Genomic DNA, 13,807 nt, shown 5'->3' with positions numbered 1-13,807 from the left:
TAGAATTGAATTGGAATTAACTCTTGGAATCAAGAAGTTCTTTTATGGCAGACATCAGACAGCGAAAAAAAGACCACGTTGAACTAACAGTGACCGAAGGTACTCAATACAGCCAATCTTCTGGTTTTGACCGATTTAACTTTGTACATAATGCTCTTCCCGAAGTGGACTATAATGAAGTATCCACAGAAGCCACACTATTAGGTCGAAGCTTTGCTTTTCCTTTATTCATTTCATCAATGACTGGGGGGTACGCTGAAGCAGGTCCTGTAAACGCGATTATCGCCGAGTTTTGTGAGCAGTTTAATCTCCCATTTGGAGTAGGTAGCCAACGAGCGATGCTGGAAGATGTCTCTGTAATCAAAACATTTTCTATAGTTCGGGAAAAAGCCCCAACGGCATTTATTGCTGCCAATATTGGAGGAGCTCAGCTGGTTGGTGGCTTTTCCAAAGACGCTATTATGAAAATTACCGGTAGTATCGAAGCTGATGCTATCATCATTCATTTAAACCCGCTTCAGGAGCTTATGCAACCAGAGGGAGATACTAATTTCAAAGGGGTTTTGGAAGGCATTGAGCAACTGGTAAACGATGCTCATGTACCGGTTTTGGTAAAAGAGACTGGCGCAGGGATTTCCAAATATGTTGCCAAACGCTTATTGAATGCAGGAGTAGAAGTTATTGATGTTGCAGGTGCTGGGGGTACCAGTTGGGCTAAAGTAGAGAATTACCGCTCTTCGAATAAGAATCCAAACCATAGTTTCGATAATTGGGGAATTCCAACAGCGCAATGTATACGGGATATAAGTTCGTTACAATGGGAGCGAAGTTTTGAATTAATAGCATCAGGTGGTATACGAACGGCACATGACATAGCGAAATCACTTTGTTTAGGAGCAACATTCACCGCAAGTGCTCAACCCGTCATAAAGGCAATCTCTGAGTCGGGATTGGAAGGGCTTGAAATCTTGTTCGAGGTATGGAAAAAGGATCTAAAGATCATTTTGACTCTTTTGGGATGTAGTACTTTAAAAGAACTAAATAGTACCCATTTGATTGAAAAAACAGACAAATAAAGAGCTTCTATATTTGTTATCTTTGATGAAATTTTAAAACCGCATTGAGTCATTCATTACATAAAGAGCTGCTCGTTGAAATAGAGTCGGGTCTTAATCATCTACAATTACCGCAAACTCCAGAAACTCTTTACCAATCCTTCAAGTACGCACTAAATGGGGGAGGCAAAAGGATTCGTCCCATTCTTAGTCTTTTAGGATGTGGAATGTGTGGTGGGCAAACTAATGAAGCTTTGCCAGCTGCTATTGCGGTAGAAATACTTCATAACTTTACACTGGTTCATGATGATATAATGGATTCTGCTGAGACCAGACGAGGTAGAGCAAGTGTTTATAAAAAATGGGATCAAAACATCGCCATATTAGGTGGTGATGTTATGTTTGCTAAAGCCGCGCAACAGCTTGGATACTATGGTAATGAGGAAAGCTACAGTAAAAAAGAATTCAGCGATATTAATGAGGTTTTCTTGAACTCGACAGTTACGGTATGTGAAGGTCAGGCTCTGGATATGGAGTTTGTGACCAGAGATTCTGTATCTCATGAAGAGTATTTAGAAATGATTGCCGGCAAAACAGCAGCATTGTTAAGTGGAGCACTTGAAATGGGAGGGATTGCGGGGCACGCTTCACCTGAACAAAGAGGTAATCTAAAAGAGCTTGGACTTTGTATGGGATTGGCATTTCAAATTCAGGATGATTTGCTAGATGCTACTGCCGATCCTGAAAGGTTTGGCAAAAAACCAGGTGGGGATATTTTTGAAGGAAAGAAAACATATCTAACTATTCTTGCGTTAGAGCGTGCAGATGAAGATCAATCTAAAATAATAAATGAAACCTTAGACGCTGAATTGCCCACCGAAGAATCGGTTAATGAAGTGTTGAGCATCTTTAAAAAATTAAATGTATTGGAAGACGCAATTCAGGAAATCTCAGACCGATACAACAGGGCCTATGAATTGCTTGCTAATTTTTCTGATTCCAAATACAAGACTGAACTAAAAAATCTACTTATCTTCTTACAAAATCGTGATCACTAAAAGATATTCCTTTTTCAAAATGAATCGTTTGCCAGTTTATCTGCTTTTAGCAGTTTTTTTAATTACAGGGTGTAGAAATAAAGATCTTGTCCGACCCGGAGAGCCTATTAATGTAGCGTTTGATAAGTCAGTGGCTCTTTTTGAAAAAGAGAAATACGGTGACGCAGCTTATGGTTTTGATCAGGTAACTCGTTTAGGTAGAGGGTCAAATTATGCTGAAGAAGCTCAATTTTATCTAGCTGAGAGTTATTTTCTAAATAAGCAGTATATCCTGGCTGCTTCCGAGTACGATCGATTTTTGGCTTATTATCCGCAAAACGCTCGGGTACAGGAAGTGGATTACAAAAGGGCAGTATGTCTTTATATGCAAAGTCCCAGATATCGATTAGATCAATCCTCAACATTAAGAGCTATAGAGTTATTTCAGTTGTTCAATAGCAAATATCCTGATTCAGAGTATGTACAAGAATCTGCTCAACGAATTGATGAGCTCAGAAATAAATTGGCGAGAAAAAACTTTGAAGCGGCTGAATTTTATTTAAGAACACAACGATACCTCGCAGCAACTATCTATTTTGATCAAACTATCGATCAGTATCCTGAGTCAGTTTGGGCTGAAAGAGCGCTAGTAAGGCAAATTGAGACCTACATAACATATGCTGATAATAGCATCACTGAGAAACAGAATGAGCGTTATAATCTTGCGGTCTCTACTTATGAAAAATTTATCCAGTTATTCCCCCAAAGCCAGGACAGGGGGAAGGCAGAAAGTCTTTATTTGGAAGCCCAGGATAAGTTGTCTAAACTATCTCCTTCAGTAGAAGGAGTAGCGCTAGGCGATAATTAATGAAACCTCGTATCGGATTATTTGGAGGAACTTTCGACCCTGTTCATTCGGGGCACGTTTCGATAGCTCATTCTTTTATTACATCCGGTAAGATTGATGAACTCTGGGTCCTTTTAACTCCATACCCTCCTCATAAGACAGAAAAGGATCATGCACCATATACAATGCGGCTTAAAATGCTCCAACAAGCATTTACCGGGGTTGATCGCCTCAAAATTCTTACTATTGAGAATGAGCTACCAAAACCGTCTTATACTGTCAAGACGATTAAATTTCTAAAAGAAAAGAATCCAGATTTCGATTTTCCTTATTTCTGTATGGGAGAAGATAGTTTGGCTAGCTTTCACAAGTGGAGGCTCCATGAGGAAATTATAGAAGAAGTCGAGCTACTTGTAGCTGAACGTCCCGGAGCCAATCACTCTGAAGTGAAAGAGTATATATTGGATAAGACTTTATTTGTTGAACATGTTCCCTTTGATGTCTCGTCTACGATGGTAAAAGAAATTATGGGAGATGGGGAAGTTCCTAGCCATTTAGTACCAGATGAGGTATTGGGTATCATAGAAGAAGAAGCATTGTATAAGCAAAAAAAATAACACCATGGCTTTTTCAAGAAAGGATTTTATTGCCAGGTTAGGTGCTTTTTCTTTATTTGGAATATTGCCAGCTTTCTCTGGTTTTGAGAGTTCTTCGTCCGAGATCATAAAGCCAAAGCGAATTAAAAGGGGAGCTACATTAGGTCTTGTAGCACCCGGTAGTCCGATTTATAATCCCAATGATTTCGAAAATATGATTACCAGTCTGGAAGGACTTGGATATACCTTGGTATTAGGCAAGCATGTAAAAGACAGAAAGGGGTATTTAGCCGGTGAAGATGAAGATCGTGTTCAGGATATAATGGATATGTTTTCAGATGATACCATTGACGCTATTCTCTGTACAAGAGGAGGGTGGGGAAGTAATCGGATTCTGCCTATGGTAGATTTTGAACTTATTAAAAATAATCCCAAACCATTCATAGGTTTTAGCGATATCACCTCCCTGTTATTAGCTATTTATAAGAATACAGGATTAATCACTTTTCATGGCCCTGTAGGAAAATCAGATTGGAATTCATTTACTGTAGATTCATGGGATGAAGTGCTCATTAATGCTAAAAAAGCTCATTATGAGATTCCCGAAGATCAGGAAGACACGTTTACTATTACACCGGGAGTAACAGAGGGGATATTACTGGGTGGAAATTTAACAGTACTCACTTCAATGATTGGCTCAGATTACTTACCAGATTTTGAAGGAGCGATTCTTTTTTTCGAAGATATAGGAGAAGATGTATATCGGGTAGATCGTATGCTTACCCAGTTAAAGCTCTCGGGTATTCTTAATAAGATAAATGGTTTTGTATTTGGTAAATGTACTGACTGCTCTTCTGGTTCAAACAGTCTGCCTTTAAAAGAAGTGCTCAATGATCATATTGGTGGATTAAACATACCTGCTTTTTATGGTGCTATGATCAGTCATGAGGATAGAAATATTACACTACCAATTGGAATTAAGGCCCAAATGGACGCAGAATTAAAAACCATTCAATTGTTGGAAGCAGCAGTTCGTTAGTACTCAACTGTACTTCTTATCTGAACACATTAGATTGTTTTCTACTCATGTGCTCAATTTGATCACCTTTAACCGTTTGATAAATTCCCATAGCTTCTGCAGTTAAGCAGGAATGAATAGGAAGAATAGCTATAGAGTCTCCTATGGATACGCTGTTAAAATAGTCCTCGGTACATTGAACAATCCCGTGTTCTTGAGACAATGATTTGACAAAATTCCCTTTAATTGGCGTTCCAATTCCATTTTCATTCAGTTCGGCTACTTTCCCAAATTGGGTCACGCCCGAACTATCTGTAAAAGAGTCTTTTGAAAAATGAATCGCTCCTCCATGAATCAGCAATTGATTTCTCTCCGCATATTTTCCTACTACCGGACAGCTCATAGCTACTGCTATTTCCTGATGTGAACAGGAGCCAATTTCCACTTGAGTCCAATCATAAAAAACAAAATTACCTGGGCTAATCTCATCTGTAAAGTCAAATGATTCTATCGTTGAACAAATTGGTGTATCACCAAAACAAATAGGAGCTCGAAACTCTTTTTTTAGATCACGGAGTAGGGGGGTTATCGATGCAGTAAGTTCATTTATTTCTGATTTAGATCTGCATGTATAGCTATGACCGGCATGAGTATAAAAGCCATAAAACTCCAGGTTAGCGGAATCTTCAATGACTTTTTTCAATTTGTTTAATTTATTGTAGTCATTAGTCGGGAGGCCACTTCGATTATAACCGGGATCAACTTCTATATACGCCTTAACTTTTGAGCTTATTAGGCCATCGAGTTTTTCGACGCTTTCTGTATCAGTTACCAAAATCCGTAGCTCTATGTTCGATGCTAGTTGGTTGATCAAATTTGCCTGTAGAAAACTTACCGGGAATGCAACAGTGATGCTTTTCCAGCCTGCATCAGCAAAATACTCAGCCATCACTAGGGAAGAAACTGTAATCCCGGTTACTCCCGCTTTTTCAAACCATTCTCCTATTTTTATTGATTGATGAGTTTTGAAGTGCGGCCGAACATCGACATTAGCATCATTCCCCTTTTTTAACATAGCTAAGATGTTCTTTTTTGCTCTTAGCTCATCCAGGATTAAAACCGGAGTACTATACTTTTCTAAGGACATAAATAGATTAAATGCATTTAATTTAAGCGGGGTAACAATTCCCAAACATATCTCTTATTTTTGAAATTAATGAAAAAACATCAACTCCATACTATAGGCCGCAACGAGCTGGTTGACCTACCAAAATGGGATATTGAAGAAATAGAAGCTAAAATAGATACGGGAGCATACTCGTCAAGCTTGCACTGTCATCATATTGAAACATTCCTAAATAAAAAACAGGAGTGGGTAAGGTTCAATCTATTAGATCCTGAACACCCCGCATATAACGGTAAGCTTATTGAGCTTCCTGTTTTTGACAGGAGAGAGGTTAAAAGTTCAAATGGATTAAGCGAGGTGAGGATTTTTGTTCAAACTTCAATCAGTTTTTTCAAAGAGGAGTACACAATTGAATTTTCATTAACAGATAGATCTGAGATGAAATATCCTCTATTATTAGGCCGTAAATTCCTCTCAAAGAAATTTATTGTTGATGTTTCTAAACGAAACTTATCAGTTAAACAAAACAAGGTACATTGAGTTTAAAAATTGGAATACTTTCCAGAAATCCAGCGCTCTATTCAACTAAGAGGTTAGTCGAGGCTATTGAATCGAGGGGGCATGAAGCAAAAGTGATAGATCATCTTAAATGTGATATCATAATCGAGCAAGACAAACCAGATATTTTTTATAAAGGAGAAAGCTTAAGTGATATAGACGCTGTAATTCCCAGAATTGGAGCATCTGTAACTTACTATGGTGCAGCAGTAGTTCGGCAATTTGAAATGATGAATAAGTTTACTGCTGTACAATCTCAGGCATTAGTTCGATCCAGAGACAAACTAAGAAGCCTGCAGATTTTGGCTAGAGCAGGAATCGGACTTCCAAAAACGGTATTTACAAATTACTCAAAGGAAGTTGACAAGCTTATTGACTCGGTTGGTGGAGCTCCTCTTATCGTCAAGCTTTTGGAAGGCACGCAGGGCTATGGAGTTGTATTAGCTCCAACAAAAAAAGCTGCGCAATCTATCATAGAGGCATTCCATAGTATGAAGGCTCGGGTAATTGTACAGGAGTTTATTTCTGAGTCGAAAGGAGCTGATCTAAGGGTATTTGTAGTTCACGGCAAAGTAGTTGGGGCAATGAAACGGCAAGGGAAAGAAGGAGAGTTTCGATCTAATCTGCATCAGGGAGGAACCAGTTCACTAATCAAACTAAACAAAAAAGAGAGAGAAGCGGCATTAACGGCAGCCCAGGCAATGGGACTTCCAATTGCCGGGGTTGACATGCTACAATCTGAAAGGGGCCCACTTATTCTGGAAGTGAATTCATCTCCCGGTTTAGAAGGCATTGAAAAAACTACTGGCAAAGATATTGCAGGGGCGATTATCCGTTATGTGGCTTCAGAAACTGAGAAGATAAAAGCAAGACCAGTAAGGCGAAGGAAAATAAAGAGTAATGCCTGATTACATTACCATTAAAGATCAGAAAATTGGTATAGGTGAAAACCGAAAAATCAATTTGAATATCGCTCGTCTACCAACGTATACAAGTATAGATCTTCCGGTTCATGTATACCGGGCAAAACAAGACGGGCCTGTATTGCTCCTTACCGGAGGGCTTCATGGGGATGAGATTAATGGCATAGAGATTATTAGAAGGCTTATTTCCACAAAGCAAATATTGCCGAAGGTAGGAACAGTTATTGCTTTACCTATAGTAAATATTTATGGTTTTCTCTTAAATGTGAGAGGTGTTCCTGATGGAAAAGATATAAACAGAAGCTTTCCCGGAATTAAAGGAGGCTCTCTGGCCCGGTTGTTAGCTTACACTTTAATGACTCAAATTATTCCACAAATAGACTGTGGTGTTGATTTTCATACTGGAGGGGCAAGCAAAGCCAATTTCCCTCAAATACGTTGCTCGTTTAATTTACAGGGAGCCAAAGAACTAGCCAAAGCTTTTGATGCTCCTATTACCTTGCATTCTACGTTAATCCCAAAGTCTTTTCGAAGTGCTTCTAATAAAAAGAAAAAGACAATTCTAGTTTATGAAACCGGTGAATCTTTACGGTTTGATGAACATGGAATTGGCCTTGGGATTGAAGGCACTTTGAAATTAATGAAGCACTTGGGTATGAAATTTCAGGCTCCAGAAATAAAAGGAACCAGGATGTTCAGAAAATCTGGCTGGGTAAGAGCTAAAACTGCGGGGCTTTTTTCGCCTGAGTTCGAGCTTGGAACTTCCATAGAAAAGAAACGAAGCCTTGGTTTTATTTCGGATCCATTTGGAGGCAAAAAGACAAAAGTAGTATTTTCAGAACCAGGGATTATAATAGGGCAGAACAACAATCCAATTGTACACAAAGGGGATGCCCTTATTCATATAGCATATAATTAGGAAACTATTGGAAATCGATCTTTTATTTACTCTAATAAGAAAAGAAGACTGGAAAGCTTTTTCAGAATCAGGGATTTTTGAACCTGATTCTCTTGAAGAACAAGGATATATACAATGTTTTTTAGGGAGTCAGATCCAGGAAGCGGCTAATTCATTCTTTTCAAAAGAAAATGATTTACTATTAATCGTAATTGATCCTCTCAGGCTTCAGGTACCAATAAAGCACGAAAAGGAAGGAGATCAAACCTATCCAAACGTGTATGGAAGCTTTTCAATTGATGCCATTATTGATCGTATAGTTCTCAGAAAAGGCAAAAAAGGAGATTTTTCGGTGAAGGTTAAGCACTTCGACTAATACACTAGGTTTTGAATTATTTCTTACTGGTAAATACGTTTTCGAACTCAGGTAAATCCAAAGCGGTAATTCAAAATCATTTTCAGCTTATCAAGAAATACCTGCCGAATTCTGAAATCAGATTTCTGGAAGAGGGGGATCGAATTGAGGAAATAGTATCTGGGATAGAGGAGGGATTCGATGTTTGCGTAGCTTGTGGTGGTGATGGAACTATAAGCGCTGTAGCATCAGCAATTAGAAATAGGAGCCTATTGCTTGGGGTACTTCCGATAGGTACAGGAAATGATTTTGCAAAGTCTTTGGGTCTCAAAAAGTCTCTGGAAGAAAATTTAGCAGTTTTAAAAAAAGCTGAGTTTATATCAGTTGATCTAGTTCGGGTCAATGACACCTATTTTATAAATACATTAGGAATAGGCTTCGATGGTCAAACAAATTTTATAGCTACTACATTACCTTCATGTTTATCTGTTTTTAGGTACGTACTCGCAGGTATGTTGACATTGTTCCGGGCAAAAGTATTTACAGCCAAAATAAAGTCGGCCTCATTAGAAGACCTAATTGTTACTGAAACCAAAATGATCGTGTTAGCGAATGGCAAATGGGAAGGAGGGAAGTACTTGATTTCACCTTCTTCAGATCCTAATGATGGGATTCTTGAGTTAATCTATGCGAATAAAGTTTCAACTGTAAGATTAGTTCTGGAGTTTTTGAAACTTTCAGCTGGAGTTGCTGTTTCGGAAGGAATGTTCAGCATGATAAAGGGTTCAAATTTTAGCATAAAGTTATCAGAACCAGTTTATATACATAAAGATGGAGAGATTTTAGAGCAGGCCAGTGTTTTTGATATCGAATTAATTAAGAAAGAACTTCAAGTAATAGCCTAAGTATTTTAACATTTCTTCATATTCTGGACGCAACTTAATAATCTTACTTTCGGATAATGCTCCGGTTTAAAAAACATAAAGGAGCTAAAATGAGAGAACCAGTTAAAAGAATGAGACGGTTGAAAGACTACCGGAAGAACTATAAGCTTCATTTGCAAATAGGGCTAATTTCGAGTTTGGTAATATTCTTAATCGCATTTAGGATTACGATTGAGTCTGAACCACCAGAAATAATTCCAATTGAAGTACAGGAAGAAATAATAATGGAGGAAGTTGTTCAAACTAAACAAGTTGAAACACCACCACCTCCACCAAGACCTCCTGTACCTGTTGAAGTACCCAATGACGAGATTCTGGAAGATGAGATTCTTGAGCTAGATGCCGAGCTGGATTTGGATGGTCCGTTGGACTTGCCACCGCCACCGCCGCCGTCTGACGATGAATTTGACGACCAGGTTTTTGTTGTTGTAGAACAACCTCCCGTATTAATTGGGGGAATCGCAGGCGTACAAAAGCGAATTGTTTATCCAGAGATGGCCAGGAGAGCTGGTATCGAAGGAAGAGTAATTATCCAGTTTGTTGTGGATCCACAAGGAAATATTGTAAACCCAAGAGTTGTTAGAGGAATCGGCGGAGGTTGTGATGAAGCCGCTCTCAAAGCTCTTGAAGGTGCTAAGTTCCAGCCAGGTATGCAACGAGGGAGACCTGTTAGTGTAAGCTATAGCATTCCAATTTCCTTTAGTCTGGAAGGGTAGACCTCGACCTTTTTCATATTCTTTATTGTTTAGGAACCCCTTTTCAGGGGTTCTTTTTTTTCATTTAATCTTCACATTGGATATCCACCTTAAAGCAAAGAAAGGAGGTGTCTAATGAAAAAGGTTGGAAAACATAGCACTCTACTAGACCGTATTTCTTTCACAAGTTACCAACTTAAGTTTGAATTCGGTTTAATACTCTCACTTGGTGCTTTAATAACTATATTTTCTGTTCATATAATCCCATCCGAAACAGAAAAAGAAATAATCCTGACAACACAGGAAGAAGTAATTATCCAGGATATTGTTCAAACAAGGCAGGAACTCAAAGCTCCGGCTCCACCCAGGCCAACAGTTCCAATTGAGGTTCCTAACGATGAAGTACTTGAAGAGGAGATATTAGAAATTGATGCTGAAATTGATTTCACTAATATCCCTGAAATTCCACTACCTCCTAGGCCAATTGACCAAAAAGATATCGAGGAAGAAGAAATCTTTGTAGTTGTAGAAACACCTCCTGTATTACTTGGTGGCATTAAAGCGGTTCAAGAGAAGGTAAAATATCCTGAAATGGCTGTAAAAGCCGGAATAGAAGGGAAAGTTATCGTTCAGTTTGTAATTGATAAGGATGGAAATGTGCTTGATCCTTTCATAGTTAGAGGAATCGGAGGTGGATGTGATCAGGAAGCAGTTCGAGTGGTTAAGGAATTGAAATTTAGACCCGGATTACAGAGAGGTAGACCAGTAAGTGTTAAGTATACATTACCAGTTACCTTTAAATTGAAAGAAGCGACTAGTTAACTTTACTTATTGTTTCCTTCAGAAGGTCAAAACTAATTGGCTTAACTAAATAATCGGTATAGTTAGTTTCTTTAGCTCTTTCACGGTTATAGACATCGGAATTCCCGGTAATAAAAATGACGGGAATTCCGATTTTTTCTTTTCTAAGCTGTCGCATAGCGTCGATGCCATCGATATCATCTTCAAGCATGATGTCCATCAGGATTAAGTCAGGTATAAGCTCTTTTGCTTTTGTAATAGCTTCATGACCAGCCACGGCTGTTCCTATTACGGAGAGTCCCATTTTCTCTACCATTTTTGAAAGAAGAAGTGATAGCACCTTATCATCTTCTACAACTAATACTTTCATTTAAACTTTTTTACTGCACAGATTGCAAGTTACTGAAATAATTCATTTTTAAAAGTAACGAATGATATATTAGCCCTATAATTTATATTATGTAAAGTTACATATATCTATCTCTACTATCTTATACTTTCAATTAGCTTTAAAACTAGCTTAACTCTGCTAAGATCTTTTGTATTGAATTAAAGTCAGGAACCTGAGATGCATCTTCTAATACCTCTGAATATTTAATCACACCATTTTTATCAACTACGAATGCTGACCTTTTCGATACCCCTTTCATTCCGAAAAAGTCTTCATAAAGAATCCCATAGCTCTCTGAAGCATCTTTGTTAAAATCACTTAACAGCTTAAAGTTAAGGTTCTGAGATTCCTTGAATGCTTTTTGTACAAAGAAACTATCAATACTTATTCCTAGAACTTCTGCATTGAAAGCTTCATAGATTTTTAGATTATCCCTGGTTGAACATAGCTCTTCGGTGCATGTAGATGAAAAAGCCAAAGGGTAAAAAAGCAAAACAACATTCTTCTTTCCTTCGTAATCTGATAAGGAAATAAAATCCCTATCTGTGTTTTGCAGTTTAAAGTCAGGTGCTTTGTCATTTACTGAAATAGGCATAATAATTTTAAGTTAGATCCTTAGATTTAATTTCTGACAGTTTCTTCAATCCTAGAGATGAAGAAATAATTCCCGCAGTAAACACAATATTAGATATCAGTTTAAGATCTACGTTACTTATATCAGCTGGGATAATCCAAAAAAGTATATAAGCTGCTAAAAAAAGTATACTTGAGATTAATAAGAGCTCTCTTTTTTTATATAAATAGTGATTAATTGAAAACAATAAAATTGCTACAATGATCCCTCCTCCTTGGTAAATTATTTGTAATAAGTTTTTGACTACAAGAGTATCAACAGCCATTGGAAAGAAGAAAAGAACGATATATGGCAAAAAAGTTAGTTGTATTGGGAACCTGGCAAATATCGGCTTTGAATTTCTTGCTTTTATAAATAGGGCGCATAAAACCGAAGCTATACTGATTAGTTCAAGCCAATCCCTAAACCTACTTCTCTCCACTTCGAAATATATTAAATCAACAGTTATACCAGTTAAAAAACTAGCCAACGCGGCTCCGAATAGTATGGTAGAAAGTTCTTTAGTTTTAGATCCACTTAGAGCCAGGATAACTAAAGATGGAATACCAGCTAACAAAAATAAAATACTAACCCAATTCAAACCTTCCATAAATGAGCCTATAATTACTTTTGCCTAAATACGAAAGTGACCGGAACACCGGTAAAGCTGTATCTGGCTCGAAGTTTGTTTTCAATATAACGTCGATAATTAGGAGGCATATCCTGTGGGTTATTCATGAAAAGCTTAAAAACAGGAGGCTCGGATTTGACCTGAGTTATATATTGTATTTTTAGCTGCTTACCTCGTTTCATTGGAAGTGGCCGATCCCTCAATATTTCCTCTAAAAAGTTATTTAGTTCCGAAGTACCAATTTGCTTCTTTCTCTCGCTCATTACTAAATCAGCGAGTTCAATCACTTTATGGATTCTTTTTTTGTTTAAAGCTGAGATAGTCAGTATCGGAACAAAATCAAATTGTGGAACACTTTCATAGATGTATTTTTCAAATTCTCGAACAGTGTTTGTGTCCTTGTCTTCTATTAAATCCCATTTATTGAGGACAATGATCAAGCCTTTATTAAATTTTTCGGCTTCTCGTAGAACGCGTTTATCCTGATCTTCAAAACCTCTCTCTGCATCTAAAATCAGGACCGCAATATCACATTCTCTAATTGCTTTTTCTGTCCGAACTGTGCTATAAAACTCAATGTTTTCTTTGACTTTAACTCTCTTTCTAAGTCCCGCTGTATCTACGAGTATATAATCTCTTCCCTCAAAAGTAAATCGACTATCGATAGTATCCCGTGTAGTTCCGGCTATGTCAGTTACTATGCATCGTTCGTCATTAAGTAAAGCATTAACAAGACTACTTTTTCCAACATTTGGTCTTCCGATAAAAGCAAGACGCGGAATTTCTTCCTTTTCCTCTGCAATTGATTCCGGTAATAGTTCTACAACTCTATCAAGGAGTTCTCCTGTCCCGGACCCGCTAATAGCAGATATTGGAAAAAGATCATCAAAACCTAGCTCATAGAATTCGGAAGCATTAAGTCTTCTTTCTTCATTATCTGCTTTATTTGTAACCACTAATACTGGTTTCTCCTGTTGTCGAAGTATACTAGCAACAGATTTATCCAGCGTATTTATTCCTGAATCGGTATCCACAACAAAAAGAACAAGGTCAGATTCTTCTAAAGCAATATGGACTTGTTCTCTGATTCCGGAAACCATTACATCCATATCATCTGGCAAATACCCTCCGGTATCTATTACCGTGAAATCCCTGCCATTCCAATAGGATTCTCCATAGTGGCGGTCTCTGGTTACGCCATATTCATCATGGACGATCGCCTTTCTCTCACCTATTAGTCTATTAAAAATGGTCGACTTCCCCACATTAGGTCGGCCTACAATGGAAACAACTGGGAGCATATTTGTTTGTGAATGATT

General features: G+C 37.9%; 17 protein-coding genes. 12 read left to right on the top strand and 5 right to left on the bottom strand.

The genetic code is table 11. The annotated features are described in order from the left end of the window. Nucleotides 1-44 precede the first annotated feature (44 nt). The 5 genes from ED557_01065 to ED557_01045 are packed head-to-tail and all read left to right on the top strand — an operon-like array spanning nt 45 to nt 4,574. The gene (locus tag ED557_01065) at nt 45-1,076 is read left to right on the top strand and encodes a type 2 isopentenyl-diphosphate Delta-isomerase (protein ID RNC85395.1); all 1,032 of its coding nucleotides are present in this window, start codon (nt 45-47) and stop codon (nt 1,074-1,076) included. 44 nt (nt 1,077-1,120) lie between these two features. Then, nucleotides 1,121-2,113 (top strand): polyprenyl synthetase family protein, encoded by a 993-nt coding sequence (locus ED557_01060; protein ID RNC85394.1) that lies wholly within the window; start codon nt 1,121-1,123, stop codon nt 2,111-2,113. Between the two features lie 19 nt (nt 2,114-2,132). Beyond that, a complete protein-coding gene (gene bamD / locus ED557_01055; protein ID RNC86130.1) occupies nt 2,133-2,960 on the top strand; it encodes an outer membrane protein assembly factor BamD in 828 nt (275 codons plus the stop codon). Further along, nucleotides 2,960-3,556, top strand: a complete 597-nt coding sequence (nadD, locus tag ED557_01050; protein ID RNC85393.1) for a nicotinate (nicotinamide) nucleotide adenylyltransferase — start codon at nt 2,960-2,962, stop codon at nt 3,554-3,556. The genes bamD and nadD overlap by 1 nt, the downstream gene beginning before the upstream one ends. Before the next feature lie 4 nt (nt 3,557-3,560). Next, complete coding sequence (locus ED557_01045; GenBank protein ID RNC85392.1) at nt 3,561-4,574, top strand: LD-carboxypeptidase; 1,014 nt, start codon at nt 3,561-3,563, stop codon at nt 4,572-4,574. 16 nt (nt 4,575-4,590) lie between these two features. Here the strand turns inward: ED557_01045 and ED557_01040 are convergent, their stop codons facing one another. Continuing rightward, nucleotides 4,591-5,745, bottom strand: a complete 1,155-nt coding sequence (locus ED557_01040; protein ID RNC85391.1) for an alanine racemase — start codon at nt 5,743-5,745, stop codon at nt 4,591-4,593. 24 nt (nt 5,746-5,769) lie between these two features. Between ED557_01040 and ED557_01035 the strand changes: the two genes are divergently transcribed. The 7 genes from ED557_01035 (at nt 5,770) to ED557_01005 (ending at nt 10,874) form a co-directional block, all read left to right on the top strand. Next, the gene (locus tag ED557_01035; protein RNC85390.1) at nt 5,770-6,219 is read left to right on the top strand and encodes a hypothetical protein; all 450 of its coding nucleotides are present in this window, start codon (nt 5,770-5,772) and stop codon (nt 6,217-6,219) included. Next, a complete protein-coding gene (locus ED557_01030) occupies nt 6,216-7,145 on the top strand; it encodes a 30S ribosomal protein S6--L-glutamate ligase (protein ID RNC85389.1) in 930 nt (309 codons plus the stop codon). Before ED557_01035 ends, ED557_01030 begins: the two co-directional genes overlap by 4 nt. Further along, the gene (locus tag ED557_01025; GenBank protein ID RNC85388.1) at nt 7,138-8,079 is read left to right on the top strand and encodes a succinylglutamate desuccinylase/aspartoacylase family protein; all 942 of its coding nucleotides are present in this window, start codon (nt 7,138-7,140) and stop codon (nt 8,077-8,079) included. Before ED557_01030 ends, ED557_01025 begins: the two co-directional genes overlap by 8 nt. Continuing rightward, nucleotides 8,072-8,434 (top strand): DUF952 domain-containing protein, encoded by a 363-nt coding sequence (locus ED557_01020; protein ID RNC85387.1) that lies wholly within the window; start codon nt 8,072-8,074, stop codon nt 8,432-8,434. Before ED557_01025 ends, ED557_01020 begins: the two co-directional genes overlap by 8 nt. 11 nt (nt 8,435-8,445) lie before the next feature. Next, nucleotides 8,446-9,318, top strand: a complete 873-nt coding sequence (locus ED557_01015) for a YegS/Rv2252/BmrU family lipid kinase (protein RNC85386.1) — start codon at nt 8,446-8,448, stop codon at nt 9,316-9,318. A gap of 89 nt (nt 9,319-9,407) precedes the next feature. Then, nucleotides 9,408-10,073: an energy transducer TonB gene (locus tag ED557_01010; GenBank protein RNC85385.1), complete on the top strand. Its 666-nt coding sequence runs from the start codon at nt 9,408-9,410 to the stop codon at nt 10,071-10,073. 114 nt (nt 10,074-10,187) lie between these two features. Beyond that, nucleotides 10,188-10,874, top strand: a complete 687-nt coding sequence (locus ED557_01005) for an energy transducer TonB (protein ID RNC85384.1) — start codon at nt 10,188-10,190, stop codon at nt 10,872-10,874. Here ED557_01005 and ED557_01000 read toward each other — a convergent pair. The 4 genes from ED557_01000 to ED557_00985 form a co-directional block, all read right to left on the bottom strand. Then, on the bottom strand, nt 10,867-11,223 hold the full coding sequence (locus tag ED557_01000; GenBank protein ID RNC85383.1) for a response regulator: 357 nt from the start codon (nt 11,221-11,223) through the stop codon (nt 10,867-10,869). The genes ED557_01005 and ED557_01000 overlap by 8 nt on opposite strands. A 145-nt stretch (nt 11,224-11,368) precedes the next feature. Beyond that, the gene (locus tag ED557_00995) at nt 11,369-11,839 is read right to left on the bottom strand and encodes a peroxiredoxin (protein RNC85382.1); all 471 of its coding nucleotides are present in this window, start codon (nt 11,837-11,839) and stop codon (nt 11,369-11,371) included. A gap of 7 nt (nt 11,840-11,846) precedes the next feature. Next, the gene (locus tag ED557_00990) at nt 11,847-12,467 is read right to left on the bottom strand and encodes a hypothetical protein (protein RNC85381.1); all 621 of its coding nucleotides are present in this window, start codon (nt 12,465-12,467) and stop codon (nt 11,847-11,849) included. Between the two features lie 14 nt (nt 12,468-12,481). Further along, nucleotides 12,482-13,789 carry a ribosome biogenesis GTPase Der gene (locus tag ED557_00985; GenBank protein RNC85380.1) on the bottom strand — a complete coding sequence of 436 codons (1,308 nt, stop codon included), beginning with the start codon at nt 13,787-13,789 and terminating at the stop codon, nt 12,482-12,484. Nucleotides 13,790-13,807 lie beyond the last annotated feature (18 nt).

It is taken from the genome of Balneola sp., assembly GCA_003712055.1.
GTDB lineage: Bacteria > Bacteroidota > Rhodothermia > Balneolales > Balneolaceae > RHLJ01.
Note: the sequence above shows the minus strand (reverse complement) of the source record. Positions and strands in the feature narration are given on the sequence as shown.